The sequence below is a fragment of the Helicobacter sp. 23-1046 genome (assembly GCF_053654635.1).
In genome coordinates this window covers 1,054,397-1,071,984 of the sequence record NZ_JBSIUS010000001.1, presented here as the reverse complement: position 1 = coordinate 1,071,984, position 17,588 = coordinate 1,054,397, and the positions used below count along the sequence as shown (strand labels likewise).

Annotated in this window: 15 protein-coding genes and 1 tRNA gene; 11 read left to right on the top strand and 5 right to left on the bottom strand. The window is 39.6% G+C overall.

Annotated elements, in window-relative coordinates; translation table 11 throughout:
* Nucleotides 1–33: 33 nt before the first annotated feature.
* Both ACWIUJ_RS05205 and tpx read left to right on the top strand, forming a co-directional pair.
* Complete coding sequence (locus ACWIUJ_RS05205; protein WP_454169405.1) at nucleotides 34–2,739, top strand: valine--tRNA ligase; 2,706 nt, start codon at nucleotides 34–36, stop codon at nucleotides 2,737–2,739.
* Nucleotides 2,740–2,866: 127 nt separating this feature from the next.
* Nucleotides 2,867–3,370, top strand: a complete 504-nt coding sequence (gene tpx, locus ACWIUJ_RS05200; protein WP_454151132.1) for a thiol peroxidase — start codon at nucleotides 2,867–2,869, stop codon at nucleotides 3,368–3,370.
* A gap of 150 nt (nucleotides 3,371–3,520) precedes the next feature.
* Here the strand turns inward: tpx and ACWIUJ_RS05195 are convergent.
* Nucleotides 3,521–3,608 (bottom strand) — tRNA-Ser (locus ACWIUJ_RS05195).
* Nucleotides 3,609–3,680: 72 nt separating this feature from the next.
* Nucleotides 3,681–4,355 carry a DedA family protein gene (locus ACWIUJ_RS05190; RefSeq protein WP_454169403.1) on the bottom strand — a complete coding sequence of 225 codons (675 nt, stop codon included), beginning with the start codon at nucleotides 4,353–4,355 and terminating at the stop codon, nucleotides 3,681–3,683.
* A 110-nt stretch (nucleotides 4,356–4,465) separates the two neighbouring features.
* On the opposite strand from ACWIUJ_RS05190, the gene ACWIUJ_RS05185 reads away from it, so the two are divergent.
* Genes ACWIUJ_RS05185 through ACWIUJ_RS05175 form a run of 3 tightly spaced genes read left to right on the top strand, consistent with a single transcriptional unit; the run spans nucleotide 4,466 to nucleotide 7,351 of the window.
* Nucleotides 4,466–5,113 carry a carbonic anhydrase gene (locus ACWIUJ_RS05185; RefSeq protein WP_454151136.1) on the top strand — a complete coding sequence of 216 codons (648 nt, stop codon included), beginning with the start codon at nucleotides 4,466–4,468 and terminating at the stop codon, nucleotides 5,111–5,113.
* A gap of 12 nt (nucleotides 5,114–5,125) precedes the next feature.
* A complete protein-coding gene (gene kdsA / locus ACWIUJ_RS05180) occupies nucleotides 5,126–5,962 on the top strand; it encodes a 3-deoxy-8-phosphooctulonate synthase (protein WP_454151138.1) in 837 nt (278 codons plus the stop codon).
* A gap of 21 nt (nucleotides 5,963–5,983) precedes the next feature.
* Nucleotides 5,984–7,351 carry an MATE family efflux transporter gene (locus tag ACWIUJ_RS05175; protein ID WP_454169401.1) on the top strand — a complete coding sequence of 456 codons (1,368 nt, stop codon included), beginning with the start codon at nucleotides 5,984–5,986 and terminating at the stop codon, nucleotides 7,349–7,351.
* An 11-nt stretch (nucleotides 7,352–7,362) separates the two neighbouring features.
* On the opposite strand, the gene flgG is transcribed toward ACWIUJ_RS05175, so the two are convergent.
* Nucleotides 7,363–8,151: a flagellar basal-body rod protein FlgG gene (gene flgG / locus ACWIUJ_RS05170; protein ID WP_454151142.1), complete on the bottom strand. Its 789-nt coding sequence runs from the start codon at nucleotides 8,149–8,151 to the stop codon at nucleotides 7,363–7,365.
* A gap of 200 nt (nucleotides 8,152–8,351) precedes the next feature.
* Here flgG and ACWIUJ_RS05165 point away from each other — a divergent pair, with 200 nt between their 5' ends.
* Genes ACWIUJ_RS05165 through ACWIUJ_RS05145 form a run of 5 tightly spaced genes read left to right on the top strand, consistent with a single transcriptional unit; the run spans nucleotide 8,352 to nucleotide 13,115 of the window.
* The gene (locus tag ACWIUJ_RS05165; RefSeq protein ID WP_454151143.1) at nucleotides 8,352–9,032 is read left to right on the top strand and encodes a trimeric intracellular cation channel family protein; all 681 of its coding nucleotides are present in this window, start codon (nucleotides 8,352–8,354) and stop codon (nucleotides 9,030–9,032) included.
* Entirely contained in the window at nucleotides 9,032–10,618 is a 1,587-nt protein-coding gene (locus ACWIUJ_RS05160) for a DNA polymerase III subunit gamma/tau (protein WP_454169399.1), read from the top strand. The genes ACWIUJ_RS05165 and ACWIUJ_RS05160 overlap by 1 nt, the downstream gene beginning before the upstream one ends.
* Before the next feature lie 22 nt (nucleotides 10,619–10,640).
* Nucleotides 10,641–11,072 carry a tRNA (adenosine(37)-N6)-threonylcarbamoyltransferase complex ATPase subunit type 1 TsaE gene (tsaE, locus tag ACWIUJ_RS05155; protein ID WP_454151147.1) on the top strand — a complete coding sequence of 144 codons (432 nt, stop codon included), beginning with the start codon at nucleotides 10,641–10,643 and terminating at the stop codon, nucleotides 11,070–11,072.
* A complete protein-coding gene (lptB, locus tag ACWIUJ_RS05150) occupies nucleotides 11,065–11,787 on the top strand; it encodes an LPS export ABC transporter ATP-binding protein (protein WP_454151149.1) in 723 nt (240 codons plus the stop codon). Before tsaE ends, lptB begins: the two co-directional genes overlap by 8 nt.
* Nucleotides 11,784–13,115, top strand: a complete 1,332-nt coding sequence (locus ACWIUJ_RS05145) for an RNA polymerase factor sigma-54 (protein WP_454151150.1) — start codon at nucleotides 11,784–11,786, stop codon at nucleotides 13,113–13,115. The genes lptB and ACWIUJ_RS05145 overlap by 4 nt, the downstream gene beginning before the upstream one ends.
* A gap of 1 nt (nucleotide 13,116) precedes the next feature.
* Here the strand turns inward: ACWIUJ_RS05145 and nhaA are convergent, their stop codons facing one another.
* On the bottom strand, nucleotides 13,117–14,622 hold the full coding sequence (gene nhaA / locus ACWIUJ_RS05140) for a Na+/H+ antiporter NhaA (RefSeq protein WP_454169397.1): 1,506 nt from the start codon (nucleotides 14,620–14,622) through the stop codon (nucleotides 13,117–13,119).
* A gap of 228 nt (nucleotides 14,623–14,850) precedes the next feature.
* Nucleotides 14,851–15,174 carry a thioredoxin gene (trxA, locus tag ACWIUJ_RS05135; protein WP_454169396.1) on the bottom strand — a complete coding sequence of 108 codons (324 nt, stop codon included), beginning with the start codon at nucleotides 15,172–15,174 and terminating at the stop codon, nucleotides 14,851–14,853.
* A gap of 241 nt (nucleotides 15,175–15,415) precedes the next feature.
* Here trxA and flgE point away from each other — a divergent pair, with 241 nt between their 5' ends.
* Nucleotides 15,416–17,569, top strand: a complete 2,154-nt coding sequence (flgE, locus tag ACWIUJ_RS05130; RefSeq protein WP_454151154.1) for a flagellar hook protein FlgE — start codon at nucleotides 15,416–15,418, stop codon at nucleotides 17,567–17,569.
* The last annotated feature ends 19 nt before the right edge of the window (nucleotides 17,570–17,588 follow it).

Below are 17,588 nucleotides of genomic sequence, written 5' to 3'. Positions count from 1 at the left end.
AATCGCGCAATTATAATAAAAAAGGCTTAACCAATGCGAGAAAATTCTACACAAAAAGATTCTAACTTAGGGCAGAGCAAGCAAGAAAAAAAGGCATATAATCCCAAACGCATAGAGCAAGAGATTTATGAGATTTGCGAATCTCGTGGATATTTTGAGGTGGATTATTCCAAACAAAAATCTTTTTGCATTATGATGCCTCCGCCTAATGTAACGGGTGTGCTTCATATCGGACACGCACTTACTTTTAGTTTGCAAGATATTATTGCACGCTTTAAGCGAATGGACGGCTATGCTACACTCTATCAACCCGGAATGGACCACGCTGGAATCGCTACGCAAAATGTCGTAGAAAAGCAACTCCTCGCACAAGGCATTAAAAAGCAAGATATTGGCAGAGAAGCATTCCTCACAAAAGTATGGGAATGGAAAGAAGAATCTGGGGGCAAAATTTTGCACCAAATGCGAAAATTAGGCATTAGCCCTGCGTGGAGTAGGCTACGATTTACAATGGATAATGGCTTGCAAAATGCCGTAAAAAAGGCATTTGTGGAATGGTATAATCAGGGGCTTATCATTCAAGATTCTTATATGATAAATTGGTGCACACACGATGGCGCGCTTAGTGATATTGAAGTGGAGTATAAGGAAAATGAGGGGTTTTTGTATTACTTGCGTTATCCCATCAGAGAATCGAAACAATCAAATGATAGGCAATATGTGGTAGTCGCCACCACGCGCCCTGAGACATTCTTTGGCGATAGTGCGGTAATGGTGAATCCCAATGATTCTCGCTATAAGCATTTGGTTGGCAAGGAAGTGGAGTTGCCACTCGTGGGACGCAAGATTGCAATTATCGCTGATGAGGCGGTGGATATGGAGTTTGGGACAGGTTGTGTGAAAGTAACACCCGCACACGATATGAACGACTATGAAGTAGGCAAACGACATAATTTAGAATTTCTTACCACCTTTGATAAAAACGGAATCTTAAATGAATTAGCGGGTGAATTCGCGGGATTAGAGCGACTAGAAGCGCGTGATGGCATTATCCAAAAACTCCAAAAAGAGGGATTTATAGAAAAAATAGAGCCTTATACCAATCAAGTTGGCAGGTGTTATCGTTGCGGGAATGTCATTGAGCCTTATATTTCAAAACAATGGTTTGTAAAAAAAGAGGTCGCAACAAGAGCGATTGAGCGCGTAAATGCAAAACAAACGCAATTTTTTCCCGCACAATGGTTGAATAACTTCAATGCGTGGATGAGGGAGTTACGCCCGTGGTGCATTTCTCGGCAGTTGTGGTGGGGACATAGAATCCCTGTATGGTATTGTGAATGTGGAGAAAAAGTCGCAAGTGAGGTCGATAATCCACAATGTCCAAAATGTGGCACACCCACACAAACACAAGATGAAGATGTGCTTGATACTTGGTTTAGTTCTGGGCTGTGGGCATTTAGCACACTTGGTTGGGGAAATGAATGCAATAAATCACAAGGCACAGATTCTCAAAATAATGAGCAAAGTCTCTATGAAGCGCAAGATTTAGAGCGGTTTTATCCAAACTCTTTGCTTATTACGGGCTTTGATATTTTGTTTTTTTGGGTAGCAAGAATGCTCTTTAGCGGGGAATCTTTGCTTAATTCACTCCCATTTAAAGATATATATTTGCACGCGTTGGTGCGTGATGAAAAGGGTGAAAAAATGAGCAAGTCGCGTGGCAATGTGATTGACCCGCTGGAGATGATAGAGATTTATGGTGCGGATAGTTTGCGATTTTCTTTAGCGGCTCTTTGCGTGCAGGGGCGTGATATTAAACTCTCATATAACCAATTAGAGCTGAGTAAAAATTTTGCAAACAAAATGTTTAATGCTACACAATTTTTGCTTTTATACGCACAGCAACTATCCCCACAAGAACCGTATTTTAAGGATTTGAAAGTCTATAAAACACCTCTAGGCAGATATATGAAATCACGCCTAAATTATGCGACAAAATCGTTGCGTGCTTGTTTGCAATCATATCGTTTCAATGAGGCGACAAATGTGCTCTACCACTTTTTATGGAATGAATTTTGTGATTGGGGTATTGAGCTGGCAAAGGCACAAAAGGAGAGTATCTTTGAGATTGGTAGCGTGTTTAAGGACGCGCTTAAACTTCTCCATCCGTTTATGCCCTTTGTGAGCGATGATTTGTGGCATAGCCTTAATGGAAGCGACATTAAGCGCGCAGATTCTATAATGGTATCGGCATTTCCGTATGATGAAGAGCAAGATAGCGCGATAGAATCAAGTTTTGAGATTATTAAAGATTGTATTATTTCTTTGCGCCGAATTCGGGCTAACTTAGAACTTGGCAATACACAGATACAAAATGCCTATCTTAAAATCTCGCGTGAAGTGGATTTGGACTTGCTTAAAATCTTTGTATGCAAGCTTGCAAAAATAGAGAATCTTTACATTATCCAAGAGGGCAAAAATGGCTGTGTCAGTGATGTGAGTGATTTTGTGGAGAGTTTTGTAGATTTAGAGGGCATTGATTTGGGTGCGATTAAAGCAAGATTGCTAACCCAAGAGACTAAACTACAAAAAGAAATTGCTAAATTAGATTCTATGCTTAGCAATCCAAACTTTGCCAAAAATGCGCCTGCCAATGTGCTTACTCAAAACAAGGAGGCGTTGCAAAATGCCAATGAAAAACTCTTTAAAGTTCAAACACAGCTTGCAGCACTCGAGTAGAGCGTTAGAATTTTAGCGAGGATTTACACCCCATTAAAGGTTTGTTTAATTTTGTTTTTTAGAGTTTAAAACACAAAAGAGATAGTCGATTGTGTTATCTCTAAACTTAAACAACAAAGGATATGCTATGTCAGTAACTTTTAAAGGAAGCCCAGCAAGCTTCGTAGGAAAACAGCTAAATGTAGGGGATAATGCACCTCAAGTAAGTCTCACAGATAAGGATTTAAATCCTATTGTAGTGGGTGGAGCACAGGGCAAAAAGCAAATTATTAGCGTTGTCCCAAGCCTTGATACAGGAGTTTGCCAAGTGCAAGCAAAGCGATTTAACAAAGAGGTGGCAAGTCTGCAAAATACGGTGGTGTATGTTGTGAGTATGGATTTGCCTTTTGGTGCGAAGCGGTTTTGTGAAGTAGAAGATGTGCATAATGTCGTGGTGGCAAGTGATTTCACTGATAAAAATTTTGGCAAAGAGTATGGATTGCTCCTTGCTAATACACCGCTTAAGGGACTTTTAACCCGTGCGGTTATCGTGGTGGATACAAATGGCAAGATTGTGTATCAAGAAATTTGCTCTGAAATTACTAATGAGCCAGATTACCAATCAGCTCTAAACGCCGCAAAATCTGTGTAACCTTGCTAACTCCCAAAAATTTCGCCAATTAGTAGAATCTATAGAGATTCTACTAATATCCAAATATCATTACTTTGAAAATAGCGGATATAAAAGATTGAAATCATCTTTGTAAGAGAAAGGAATCCCTTGTGTTGTATGGAGTGTAGATGGCAGAGAGGAAGGGATTCGAACCCTCGAAAGCTTGCACTTTACACGCGTTCCAGGCGTGCTCCTTCAACCACTCGGACACCTCTCTAAAAGCAACTTTGCAAGCGCATTATAGCAAAATTTATAATTTCCTCATTCACAATTTATACACACAAAATACTTACTTATGGTTTTTTTTATATCTCCACCAAAGGACATAAAGCACGCTTACCACCACCACACAACCAAGTGTAATCAATCCAGCTGTTTTAGCATAGGACTTAATTTGACTTTCTTGCTCTGAAATTTCACTTGCAGTAAATGCGTGGATAATGTTACTCACTTCAAAGCCCTGTCCAAAAATATGCCCAATGTAATATCCAAGCGCGCTTAAAATAATCACCCAAATACCAGCCCCCAAAGAAGTATAAATGCAAAATTTCGCCAGATTCATTCGTGCTAATCCAGCAGGAAGCGAAATGTATTGGCGCACACCCATTATAAGTCGCCCGACAAAAGTGCTTATTTCACCGTGCTTGGCAAAGTAAGATTCCATTTTTTCCATACTTGCTTGTGTGAAAAAGAAATATTTGCCAAAGCGGATAAGAAACTCTCTACCAAATGCCACAGCAAGATAATAATTAAACAATCCACCAGCCAAAGACCCGCCAATGCCACATAACACGGCAATAATAATATTCATCTCGCCTTTATATGCTAAATAGCCTGCTGGTATCATTACCACTTCGCTTGGGAATGGGATAAAACTTGATTCTAAAAACATCATAGCAAATATGCCAAAATATCCAGCTGCACCTATAAAATTCACAATAAAATCAACTATTTCTCCAAACATACAATCTCCTAAATAATGTGTTTTAAAATTTGGCATAACAAAGGGCGATATTATAACTTGCATTTGTTATAATCACAGCTTTAGATTTTTAAATTTTTAAGAAGGTGCGAATGAAAGAATTATTTGAAGGGGCTATAAAGTTCCAAGAAGAGGATTTTGTCGAATACCAAGAGTTGTATGAAAGTTTAAAAAAACAACAAAATCCGCATACACTTTTTATTAGCTGTGCTGATTCTCGTGTCGTGCCAAATATTATTACCAGCTCTGACCCGGGCGATTTGTTTGTCGTGCGAAACATTGGCAACATTATCCCACCATATACAGAATCTAATTCAATGCGTGGTGGGTATCTTGCCACAACTTCAGCGATTGAATACGCCCTCACAATCTTAAATGTGCGAAATATCATCGTGTGCGGACATAGTAATTGTGGTGCGTGCAGTGCGATTTTTGAACCACCTGAGAATCTAAAAAACGCGCCCTATGTGCAAAAATGGCTTAAACTTTTAGAGCCAGCCAAGCAAAAAGTGCTCGCCCAAAACCCAAGCTCACGGGCGAAAAAGATTTGGTTAGCAGAGCAAATCAATGTGGAATTGCAATTAGAGAACCTAATGACTTACCCGTTTGTGGAGGAGAAGTTTGATAGGGGAGAACTTAATGTGTATGGTTGGTATTACATTATCGAAAAAGGAGAAATTTTAAACTACAATATGATTAAGCGTGAGTTTAAACCAATCGTGCCAAAAGAAAAACTCTAAAAAAGGAAAAATATGCAAAAAATGATTTTAATGAGCGGACCTTGTGTGATTGAAAGCTATGATAATCTTGCCAAAACAGCAGAGAAACTCGCCCCCATAGCACAAAATCCACAGATTGATTTTTATTTCAAATCAAGTTTTGATAAAGCAAATCGCACAAGTTTAGATTCTTATCGTGGTCCGGGTTTGGAGAAAGGTTTGGAGATTCTCGCAAAAATCAAAAAAGAGTTTGGGTATAAAATTATCACCGATATTCACGAGACTTCACAGACAAAGGCGATTGCTGAAGTCGCAGATATTATCCAAATCCCTGCGTTTTTATGTCGTCAAACGGATTTGGTTGTAGAAGTGGCTCGCACAAATGCCATTGTTAATATTAAAAAGGGACAATTTATGAATCCAGCCGATATGCGCTATGTCGTGTTAAAAGCATTAAAAACACGCGATAATGCCATTAGCGAGGTAAGCTATGAAGATTCTCTTAAACACAGAATCTGGCTAACTGAGCGAGGTGCTAGCTTTGGCTATGGGAATTTAGTAGTGGATATGCGTTCTTTAGTGATTATGCGCAAGTTTGCTCCTGTGATTTTTGATGCAACCCATAGTGTGCAAATGCCCGGTGGAGCAAATGGAAAAAGTGGCGGTGATAGTTCGTTTGTGCCGTATCTCGCAAGAGCTGCTGCAAGCGTGGGTGTAGATGGATTTTTTGCAGAAACGCATTTAAATCCTAAGGAAGCACTAAGTGATGGGGCGAATATGGTGCAAACAGATGCGCTCTTTGGGCTTGTTGATGATTTGCTTTGCATTACTCAAATGCTTCCAACCTTAAAAAGCACAAATATGAAGTAGTTTCAAACTCCCCTAAATAGAATGGAACACTACTACACACTCAATCAAAAACTTTCAAAAATCTTTTCTATTGCTTTGCCGAGTGCCGCTAAGTCTTCTTTTGAAGTGCTTAGTATGTTTGTGAGTTTGTATTGGATTGCTTCATTTTCAAAAGAGCATATTATCGCACTTGGCGTGAGTATGGGGTTTATGATGATGGTTTTTGCGCTTACTACGATATTTTTTGTAGGCACAAGCGCGCAAGTGGCGCAGTATTATGGTGGCAGAAAGATAGAATCTTTGCGTGAAGTACTTGGCAATAGTCTTGTGGTTGCACTTTTGGCTTCTGTCCCAATGTGTGTGCTGGCATTTGGCACAAGCGAGTTTTACTTTGATTGGATGGGCGAGGGTGTGAGTGGAGAGGCAAAGAGATTAGGAATGGAGTATTTGAGTATTTGTGTGCTTGGGATTCCGGGAAATATCATTAGTAGCGTGTGTTTAGCAGGACTTTCTGCCATAGGTGATACAAAGCGCGTAATGTATGTCAAAGCAGTTGTCTCTGTGCTCCATATCGGACTGAATTATGTCCTTATTTTTGGGGTTGAGTTTTTGGGGATTCCGAGTTTGGAGATTTTTGGTGCGGGGTTGAGCTTGCTTATCACAAGTTATGTGGAGGCGTTGATTTTGGGTATGCTTATCTTTTATGATAAGTATTCTAAAAATAGAAAAAAGCCACTTGGTTTTAATTTTGTGCCAAATATTTTGTATTGCAAACGCATATTAGTTGTTGGATTACCATCTGGATTGGAGCGGTTTTTGACTATTTTTTCACTTATTTTAATCCAAAAATTTATGAGCTCTTATGGAGCAGATGTGATTGCGGGATTTCAAATCGGCTCAAAGATAGAATCTGCGATTTTTATGCCCGGCTTCGCTTTTCAAGTAGCGACTATGGCATTGGTGGGGCAGAGCTTGGGGCGTGGGCGCATTGGCGTGGCGTATGATTTTATTAAGACTATTTTGGTTGTATCAAGCGTGATTATGGGGATTTTGGGCTTAGTGATTTGTATTTTTGGTGCGGAGTTTTCTAAATTTTTTAGCCAAGAATCAAGTGTGATTACACATAGCGTGTATTATTTATTAGCTGTTGGATTATCTCAAGTGCCACTTATTTGCATATTTTGCTTAGATGGGGCTTTGCGAGGTGGCGGAGCGACAAAACTTTCTTTGCTTTTGCAATGTTGTAGTATTTGGCTTTTGCGCATATTGCCGATGTCGCTCTGTGCGTATTATGAAATTGATGTGCGTGTAATTTTTGGGATTATCTTTTTAGAGACTTATATTCGGGCGGGGTGCTTTATCGCCATCTTTAAATACAAAATTTGGGAAAAGCACATTAGGAAATTTTAGATTCTAAAATTTTATCGTTTTAATCCATTGACCGTTTGTAACATAGAATCTGCGGTTTGAATTGTCTTTGAATTTGCTTCATACGCGCGTTGTCCCGTGATTAAGTCTGTCATTTCTTCTACGAGTTTGACATTGCTAATCTCTAAGAATCCCTGTCGCAACTGCCCAAAGCCATCAAGCCCGGGCACACCTACCACAGGCTCACCCGAAGCATTTGTGTTGATAAGGAGATTATCTCCAAGTGCGTGAAGTCCAGCAGGGTTGATGAAATTAACAATCTCAATTTGCCCAAGCACATTGGCTTGTGATTGATTACCCTCTAACACTGTTACCGTGCCATCTGTGCCGATGTTTATTTGCGTTGTGCCCTCAGGGATAGTGATATTGGGGATAAGTGCGTAACCATCAGCATTGACGACATTTCCCTCATTATCAAGTTTAAAGCTTCCAGCGCGTGTATAGGCGATATTTCCATCAGGGAGTTCGATTTGGAAGAATCCATTGCCTGTAATGGCAATATCAAGGTTATTTTCTGTTTCTTTTGGGTGTCCTTGAGAGAACATTTTTTGCACGGAGACAGGGCGCACACCGATACCAACCTCAATACCTGTAGGCGAAATGGTAGTTTCGCTTGTCGCTGTGCCCGCGTATTGTATAGGCTGATAAAACAAATCGGCAAACTCTGCGCGTTGCTTTTTGAATCCTGTGGTATTGACATTGGCGATGTTGTTTGAAGTAGTGTCAATTTGAAGCTGTTGTCCTAGCATACCTGTGGTAGCTGTATAAAGAGACCTCATCATAGTGCAATCCTTTGTTGTTCTTTCCAATAATTTGGCGTAGATTAGCAAATTTAGTTCCAAATATTTTAGAGAATCGCTATTTTAGATTCCATAATCCGTAAAAATATATTATAATTTCACCTTACAAATCATCTATGTAATCAACAAAACTAGCGTATGTGTTTAATATTACTAAAAAGATAAAATAGCAAAGGCAAAATATGAATATTGATGATGAAGTGCTTTTGGGCACGCTATTTACGCTAGGTATCACGGTTGAAGCGATGACAGGAGCACTTGCTGCAGGGAGGCATAAAATGGATTTATTTGGGGTGATGTTTATCGCGCTTGTTACAGCTATCGGCGGTGGCTCAATACGCGATGTGTTGCTTGGACATTACCCGCTTACTTGGGTTAAAACTCCAGAATTTATCGTGCTTATTTGTGTAACGGCGATTTTGACCACAAAGATTCCCAAAAAACTTTTCCGCTTTGAAAAATTATTTTTAAGCCTTGATGCGTTAGGACTTGTGGTATTTACTATCATTGGCGCAAAAGTCGCACTAAGTATGGGATATGGCTTTGTTATTGCCATTACGGCTGGTTGTATCACAGGCATTTTTGGTGGAATCTTGCGCGATATTTTTTGCAATCAAATCCCTCTCGTGTTTCAAAAGGAGCTTTATGCGGGTGTGAGTATTATTGCTGCAAGTTTGTATTATGCGTTAGTCGAAGTTGTGCAATTTGACAAACTTGGCTCGGTTCTTGTTGTGCTTTTGGTTGGCACGATAATGCGTCTTTTTGCAATTCGTTATAGGCTTGATTTGCCTATTTTTGCCTATGAGGAATCTCCAAATCATAAACACGATTCCCCACATAACCAACCAAAGGGAGAGAAATAATGTCTTTAGCCCTTGCGTTAAAATATCGTCCCACTACTTTTGAGAATCTTATAGGGCAGCCAGCTGTCTCTCAAACGCTCTCTTTAGCACTAGATTGTGAGCACACTTCACACGCATATCTTTTTAGCGGACTTCGCGGGAGTGGGAAGACAAGTAGTGCGAGAATCTTCTCTCGTTGTTTGCAATGTGAGAGCGGACCTACTTCAAAGCCTTGTGGTGAGTGTCAAAACTGCAAGGCGGCACTAGAAAATCGCCATTTAGATATTATTGAGATGGACGCTGCTTCAAGTCGCAAGATTGATGATATTCGTGATGTTATTGAGCAAACCAAATACCGCCCAGCATTTGGTCGCTTCAAAATATTTATCATTGATGAGGTGCATATGCTGACAAAAGAAGCATTTAATGCCCTGCTTAAAACGCTCGAAGAGCCACCAGAGTATGTGAAATTTATTTTAGCGACCACTGACCCGCTTAAGTTGCCCGCTACGATTCTCTCTCGCACGCAGCATTTTCGTTTTAAGCAGATTTCACCGCGCCTTATCATTGAGCACATTAGTCATATTTTAGAGATAGAGGGCGTTAAGTATGAAAAAGAAGCCCTTGAAATCATCGCGCGAAGTGGCTCTGGGAGCTTGCGTGATACGCTTACTTTGCTCGACCAAGCCATTATTTTTTGTAAAAACAACATCACTACCACAGATGTAACAAGTATGCTAGGCATTGTCAATCCACAAATTTTACATTCGCTCTTTGATTCCTTGCTTCATAGCGCAGAATTTGAGGCTGATGAAAGTCTTAGTTTGTTGCAAGAATATGATTGTGAAATGATTTTAGATGAAATGATGGTGTTTTTAAAAGAGCGATTGATTGCGCGGGATAGTGAGTTTTCTGCGGTGGTGATGGATAGATTTTTTAGAATCTTGGTAGATTCTAAAACGCTTCTCTCTCTTAATACCGATGGTGGATTTGTGCTTCTTTTGACATTGTTGAAAATGCGCGAGGCATTAAAGATTAAAGATATTGATATGATGATTGCGGATTTGGAGGGCAAGATTAGCAACCCTCAAGGCACACAAAACAAACAAACTATATCGAATGCAAGTGAATCTGCTTCACAACATATCACACCCAAACAATCTAATATGTCTAATGTGGCGACCTCTAATGATTCTCAAAAGTTTAGTGAGCTAGTAAAAAAAATCTATGATAGAGATTATGAGTTGGGTGAGTGCTTTGAGAGAAGTGTGAGTTTTGTTGATTATGCGCAAGGCACCCTCACTTGGGAATCAAATGCTAGCAGTGAATGCAAAGAGGCTCTAAAAAAACATTTTCATATTATTAAAACCTTTGTTGATGAGATATTTGGAGTGGGGACAAAAATTAGCGTAGCAAAAAGCCAAACAAATGAGGATAATACAAACGCTCAATCAAACAATAAAGATGCTCCAGCTAGTGATATTCAAGGCGACATAGAGCAAAAAAGCTTTTATGATGAGCGTGATAAGGAATTTTTTCGCCAAAATAAGGATATTATCAATGGTATAGAACAGCATTTAGGCATTAAAGATGTCATAAAATCTTAAATCTCAACAAGGAGCGTTCAAAATGGAAGTGTATCAAAGTTTTACATTGGCAAAAAGCAATTTAAGTAGTTTGTGTGCGTGTTTGGAGGATTTAAATAAAAAACACCCACATATTTTTTTCTTGCTTAATGGGGATTTAGCAAGTGGCAAAACCACTTTGGTTAAAGCCTTTGTGAAAGCAAAGAGTGGTAAAGACCTCGTTACTTCGCCCACTTATAATGTCTCGCAAGATTATGATGGGCAGATTTTCCATTATGATTTTTATCAAAGAGATTTTACTCATTTGCTTGAGGCTGATTTTTTAGAGCTTTTTGAGCGCGTGGGTGTTCATTTTATAGAATGGGGAAGCGAACACCTCAAGGATTTTTTAAAAAAATGCAATTTTGTGGCATTTAATATTGACATCAATGCTGGTGATTCTCAACAAAGGGAGTATATCATTTCTTATGAATAGTCTGCAAGCGCGTGAATTAAGCAAACTTATCAAACGAAATAAAATTGTCTCTAGTATTTCATTGGAGCTTAATAGTGGTGAAATAGTGGGACTTTTAGGACCAAATGGCGCGGGTAAAACCACTACATTTTATATGATTTGTGGGCTTTTGCACCCAAGCAGTGGTGAGGTATTTTTAAATGGAAAAGACATTACAAATATGCCATTGCATTTGCGTTCAAATCTTGGCATTGGATACTTACCGCAGGAATCTAGTATTTTTAAGGATTTGAGCGTGGAGCAAAATTTAATGCTTGCGGCTGAAGCGAGCATTAAAAGCGCAAAAGAGCGTAAGATTCGCATAGAGCAAATGCTTGAGGAATTTAATATCGAGCCAATTCGTGGGCGAAAGGGTGTGAGCCTTAGCGGTGGAGAGAGAAGACGCGTAGAAATCGCCCGTGCATTGGTAAAAAATCCAAAGTTTATCTTACTTGATGAGCCTTTTGCTGGAGTCGACCCAAAGGCGGTGGTAGATATTCAAAACATTATTGTAAAACTCACAAAGCTAGAAATTGGAGTGTTGATAACCGACCACAATGTGCGTGAGACACTCTCAGTCTGCCATAGAGCCTATGTGATAAAAAGTGGCTCATTGCTCGCAAGCGGGAATGCAGATGAAATCTATCAAAATGCTTTGGTGCGAAAATATTATCTCGGGGAGCATTTTAAAGTATGAGTGTAGGCGGAAAATTACGAAGTAATGTAACCATAAAACCGCGTTTATCACAAACGCTGAAAAATTGGTTGCCTATTTTGCAAAGCGGGGCAAATGAGATTGAAGAAGTGCTCCAAAATTACAGCGAGGAAAACCCCTATGTCCAAATCCAATCTCAACGCACACAATCCATAGCACCCAACAAACAAGGTAGTGGCAAAAAAACCCAAAGTCAAAAAAACTCTATAACTGACAAAATAGAATCTCTTAGCGTGAGTGAGCAAGATTTGTATGAATTGCTTTTTGAGCAAATTACACCAAAACTTTTCCCTACAACAGATTCTCAAAAGATTGCGCATTGCATTATTGAGAATCTTAATGCAAGTGGATTTTTAGAGGGGGACATAAACGAGTTGGCTGATGAGGTTGGCGTGAATGTGGAGGACTTTGAGCGTGTGAGGGCGAGATTTAGTTATTTAGAGCCTTGTGGAGTGGGCGCGCGTGATATTGTAGAATCATTGTATTTTCAACTTCAAGAGAGTGATTTAGATGGACAAGCGTTTGAACTTGCCATAAAGATTATTAAAGATTTAGAAAACCATAAAAACTTCAAAAATCACCCAGAGTATGAAAAAGTAATGCACACTATTAAGAGCTTTAAGAATCCTCCAGCATCAGATTTTAGTGAAAAGGTCCCAGAAGTTATCCCAGATATTTTCATCTTTGAACGACTTAAAGAAGATTCGTTGCAACATATTTATGAACTTGATGTAAGTGTGAATGATATGTATTACCCTAAAATTGTGATTGAGCACCAAGATTTTGGCGCGCAAAAAGAAGCACAAGAGTTTTTTAAAACAAAGATTAAAGAAGCAAAAGATTTGGTTGATGCGCTTGATATGCGCAAGGCTACGATTCTAAAAATCGCCCTAGCCCTAAGAGAGAATCAATACGATTTTTTTAAAGGTGGTGAAATCCGCCCGATGAAGCTAAAAGATATAGCTCAAGATTTGGGTTACGCTCCTAGCACGATTTCGCGAGCCATTGCCAACAAATATTTAGAATGCGATAGAGGGATTTTCCCCATTAAGAGCTTTTTTACCGCAGCTATTGATAGTGATACTTCAAACGCCTCGATAAAGGATTATATTTTAGGGTTAATCAAAGATGAGGATAGGAAAAAGCCCCTTAGTGATTTAAAGATTCTAAAAATCGTAGAAGAGAAGTTTAGCGTGAAAATGGTGCGCCGCACGATAACCAAATATCGCCAACAACTTGAGATAGCAAGCTCAAGTGAGCGAAAAAGACTTTATGAAATCGAAGTGGAGCGCATTCCAGCTACAAAATAGTTTAAAAAAGTGATGGTTGAGCGGGTGATTCTTGGTCTTTTTGTTCTGGTTTATCGTTCCTTGTGGCAATCGCCATTAACACTATGCCAAGTATCACGGCAATGCTTGAGGCGATTAAAATTGAAATTTTTGACATATCAATAGCACTCATATCATCTGTATAAGCCAAGTTTGCCACAAATATCGACATTGTGAATCCAACGCCAGAAATCGCTCCAACAGCAATAATGTGAAAATTGCTCAAGCCATCTGGGCGCACGGAGAGCTTGAGCTTCTCTCCTAAAAATGCAAAGAGGAAGATTCCAATGGGCTTGCCAATGACTAAGCCAAAAATCGTCCCAAGCATCACACCATCAAGCGTTAATTCAATATGAGAATCAATGCTTACGCCTGCATTCATAAACGCAAAAATAGGCACGATAAAATACGCGCAAATCGGCTGAAGTGCGTGCTCGATACGCAAAAGTGGGTTTTGAGCGTAGCGTGAATAAGTGCCAATGCTATCAAGCATATAGACAAGCTCACTTGCTTTTGCCATATTGACATTTCTAGCACTAGGCGATGAAGTCATAAAGCTTTTGATATTAAGCCAAGTGGATTTCCAAAAACCTATTTTTTCCCTTTCTTGGATATTAGTTATATCCGCGCCATCATTAGTAACGCGCTTTATGCGTTCAAATTCACCAAGCATATTAGCAAAATACTTGCGATTGACGCGCGTCCTACCCGGAATGGCAAAGGCGAGAATCACTGCAGCGATGGTTACGTGGATTCCACTAAATAAGATACACACCCATAGCACAATGCCAAGTAAAAAATAAATAGAAATATATTTGGTATCGCGGTAATTGCAATATCCCAAAAGCCCAACCACTATCAATGAAAGATAAATCCAAAACATATCGATGTGTTGAGAGTAAAAAATTGCAATGACACTTATCGCGCCCAAATCATCTGCCACTGCAAGCGTAACAAGGAAAATTTTAACAATTTTTGGCACACGCTCACCAAGCATAAGAATCACACCAAGAGCAAAGGCTGTATCCGTGCTCATTGCGATGCCAAAGCCCTTTTCAAAAGGCGTGCCAGAAGTAAATTGTAAATAAAGCACAATAGGCGCGATGATACCGCCAATAGCCGCCAAAACAGAAAAACTCACTTTCTTAAAGCCAGCCAGCTCGCCATAGAGCACTTCTCTTTTCATTTCCAAGCCGACGAGCAAAAAGAAAAACGACATCAATACATCATTGACAAAATGCACGAGTTCAATCTTTGGCTCAAAGTTGCCAAGCGCAATTCCTAATTCAAATTTTTGTAGCCAAAAATACACTTCTTTATACGATGAGTTTGCTATAAGCATTGCAAAGAGCACACATACGGCAAGTAACACACCACCAAATGATTCGTGCTTGATAAAAAGGGTAAGTCCATTTTGGAGCTTGTCTTTAAGATAGGAATAGCGACGAGTGGTATTTACACCATTGCGCTGAGATTGCGTTTCTACCATTTGGACCCTTAGAGTTAAAATATCTTTGCAAGGCTTGCTACTAAGATTTGAGTGTTTGTATTGTAAGCAAACATTGAAAAAATATTTTATTAAAGAACTTGGTAAAAGTTTGTATCTAACTTGCCTTTAACTCCTAAGGCACAAATGTCGAGGTAATAGTCTTGGTTCAATGTGAAAGTTTCGACTTCCTAGATTCTATAAATATTATAGAATCTAGTTTGATAAAGCCTACCCATTAAGCACATTGTTGAGTTTTTCTTTCAACGCACTCTCACTTACTGCACCAATAATTTGGTCAATCACTTCACCATCTTTAATGAAAAATATTGTAGGAATGCTACGCACGCCAAACTTTGCTGCTAGATTCCCTTCTTCATCGGTATTAACCTTGCAAATTTTTGCCTTGCCCTCATACTCTTCAGCGAGTTTATCAATCACGGGTGCTAGCATTTTACAAGGACCACACCAAGGTGCCCAAAAATCCACCAATGATATGCCACTTGAAATCTCTTGGTCGAAATTACTTTCTTTTAATTCGATATATTTTCCCATTATTTTCTCCTCATAAGTTTAATTTAACCTTTTTACGGATTTGTCCTTGCATTATAACAACAAAAATTAACATTTTAGGATTTTTTTGCAAGAAAAACTATCATTTTAGGGCACAAATATCCACAAATAAATGACAATATTTTATAAAAATGATATGGGATTTTTTATGATAAAGTGAGGTTCTTTTGGAATAAAACTTGCTTTGCTCTTAACATTGTAAATTCTCTAAAAAAGGATAGGTATGTTACGCTCGTTATGGTCTGGTGTTAGCGGTATGCAGGCACATCAAATTGCTCTTGATGTGGAAAGTAATAATATCGCCAATGTAAATACGGTTGGTTTCAAATACTCACGCGCTTCATTTGTGGATATGCTCTCTCAAGTTAAGCTTATTGCTACTTCCCCTTATAAAAATGGTTTGGGTGGTATGAATGACTTCTCCGTAGGTCTTGGTGTGAGTATTGAGGCGACTACAAAGGTATTCTCACAAGGAAACACACAAAATACTGATGTGAAAACAGATATTGCTATTGAGGGCGATGGATTTTTTATCATCAGCCCTGATAGAGGCACTACACACAACTATACAAGAAATGGCGAGTTTCTCTTTGACGCAAATGGGAATCTCGTAACCACAGGTGGATATGTAGTGCAAGGTTGGGTGCGTGGAGCATTACAGAGTGAAGAGACTGCTAATATGAGTGAATATGATTTCTTTAGGGTTGATAATACAGGACCTGTGCGTAATATACAAGTAGACCCCGGTATGGTTATGCCAGCGCGCACTACTTCGACCGTAACGCTTCGAGCCAATTTGAACGCTGGTAGGCGGACAGAAGCACCAATGGATATTGCTGCGCTAGATTCTACTACTTATACCTCTGCTAATGGGGAAGAGCCAATGTATGACTCAAGAGGACGAATGACGCAAGTGGGCGAGGACCTTGGCGTGCTCTTTAATGGCGATGGCGATGCGTTTGCGCTCAATGAGAATCAAGGCATTTGGGTAAGTTATAAAAACTCTATCATTCGTCATAATGTCGTGCCGACTGCCGAAGTGAGCACCATTAGCATTAACGGCGAAAATATTAGCTTTAGCAATGATTCTGGATTATCTGGAATGAGTAGCTTGCTTGCGGCACAAAATGCTATCAATGGGTATCGCGATAAAACAGGTGTCGAGGCGTATGTGGATAATGGCGTGCTACGCTTAGAAAATAGAAATATGCTTGATGGTGGTGAAAAACTTAAAAACATTAGAATCACAAAAGGTGGCACAGGTGTTTTTTCGGAGTTTAAAGAGGGCGAAGAGGATATTACAGCATTTAGATACCGCTATACTTTTGCGAGCGATGCAGATTCTACCACAGGGCAATTTAGGACGACAGAGGATTTGCGTGCGCTTATGCAATACGATGCAAATATGATTAAAAACCCAGAAAAAGAGTATAAAGAAAGCACAGCAAGCGTGTCTGTAACGGTGAATAATTATGGAATGTTTGAAATGCTTAATAAAGATGATGGCACTGATGAGAGACGCAATCTTAATATTTATGTGAGCGCACACGCATCTGGGCAGGTAACAACCAATGTATTGTTTAAAGAAACAATGCGTGCGCTTAATAGCTCTCAATTCCTTGAGGGAGGCACACCTATTTCATCTGGCAAAATTTATAAATCAACTCACGCCACAAGTGTGGATATAGTCGATAGTTTAGGAACTAAACACAACTTGCGTTTTGAGTTTTGGAAGACTGGTCCTGCGGAGTGGAACTTTAGGGCAGTCGTGCCTGAGCCTGCGCAGTTTTTAGGGGGGACAGCGCAACGACCTAATATTTTTGAGGGTGGTAGAGCGAGCTTTAATAGCGATGGAAGTCTAGCTGGTATGAATCCACCTGTCGTGCAATTAGACCCTAAAAATGGAAGTAATCCTATACGAATTGAGCTAAAGTTTGGAGCAAATCAAACTTTTGGTGGCTTGACAAGTGTGGATAAAGTCTCTGAAACTTATGCGATTAACCAAAATGGCTACCAAGCGGGAGACTTAATGGATATTCGCTTTGATTCTAATGGGACATTGCTTGGTTCATTTAGTAATGGTAAATCTATCGCTCTGGCACAAGTAGCAATGGCAAACTTCGCTAACTCCGCAGGTTTGCAAGCTGAGGGCGGAAATGTATTCTCTCAAACAGGTAACTCTGGCGAGCCAATGATTGGTGCTGCGAATACAGGGCGTAGAGGCGGTGTCTCTGGCTCAAAGCTAGAGATGAGTAATGTGGATTTGTCCCGCTCGCTTACGCAACTTATCATTGTGCAACGCGGATTCCAAGCAAACTCAAAAGCTGTAACAACTTCAGACCAAATCCTTAATACACTTCTTAACCTTAAGCAGTAATTTTATCCATACAAGAGAT

Excerpts from the sequence above, each read along its gene's own strand:
- ACWIUJ_RS05205 (WP_454169405.1), top strand. The coding sequence starts at position 34 with ATGCGAGAAAATTCTACACAAAAAGATTCTAACTTAGGGCAGAGCAAG.
- tpx (WP_454151132.1), top strand. The coding sequence starts at position 2,867 with ATGTCAGTAACTTTTAAAGGAAGCCCAGCAAGCTTCGTAGGAAAACAG.
- ACWIUJ_RS05190 (WP_454169403.1), bottom strand. The coding sequence starts at position 4,355 with ATGTTTGGAGAAATAGTTGATTTTATTGTGAATTTTATAGGTGCAGCT.
- ACWIUJ_RS05185 (WP_454151136.1), top strand. The coding sequence starts at position 4,466 with ATGAAAGAATTATTTGAAGGGGCTATAAAGTTCCAAGAAGAGGATTTT.
- kdsA (WP_454151138.1), top strand. The coding sequence starts at position 5,126 with ATGCAAAAAATGATTTTAATGAGCGGACCTTGTGTGATTGAAAGCTAT.
- ACWIUJ_RS05175 (WP_454169401.1), top strand. The coding sequence starts at position 5,984 with ATGGAACACTACTACACACTCAATCAAAAACTTTCAAAAATCTTTTCT.
- flgG (WP_454151142.1), bottom strand. The coding sequence starts at position 8,151 with ATGATGAGGTCTCTTTATACAGCTACCACAGGTATGCTAGGACAACAG.
- ACWIUJ_RS05165 (WP_454151143.1), top strand. The coding sequence starts at position 8,352 with ATGAATATTGATGATGAAGTGCTTTTGGGCACGCTATTTACGCTAGGT.
- ACWIUJ_RS05160 (WP_454169399.1), top strand. The coding sequence starts at position 9,032 with ATGTCTTTAGCCCTTGCGTTAAAATATCGTCCCACTACTTTTGAGAAT.
- tsaE (WP_454151147.1), top strand. The coding sequence starts at position 10,641 with ATGGAAGTGTATCAAAGTTTTACATTGGCAAAAAGCAATTTAAGTAGT.
- lptB (WP_454151149.1), top strand. The coding sequence starts at position 11,065 with ATGAATAGTCTGCAAGCGCGTGAATTAAGCAAACTTATCAAACGAAAT.
- ACWIUJ_RS05145 (WP_454151150.1), top strand. The coding sequence starts at position 11,784 with ATGAGTGTAGGCGGAAAATTACGAAGTAATGTAACCATAAAACCGCGT.
- nhaA (WP_454169397.1), bottom strand. The coding sequence starts at position 14,622 with ATGGTAGAAACGCAATCTCAGCGCAATGGTGTAAATACCACTCGTCGC.
- trxA (WP_454169396.1), bottom strand. The coding sequence starts at position 15,174 with ATGGGAAAATATATCGAATTAAAAGAAAGTAATTTCGACCAAGAGATT.
- flgE (WP_454151154.1), top strand. The coding sequence starts at position 15,416 with ATGTTACGCTCGTTATGGTCTGGTGTTAGCGGTATGCAGGCACATCAA.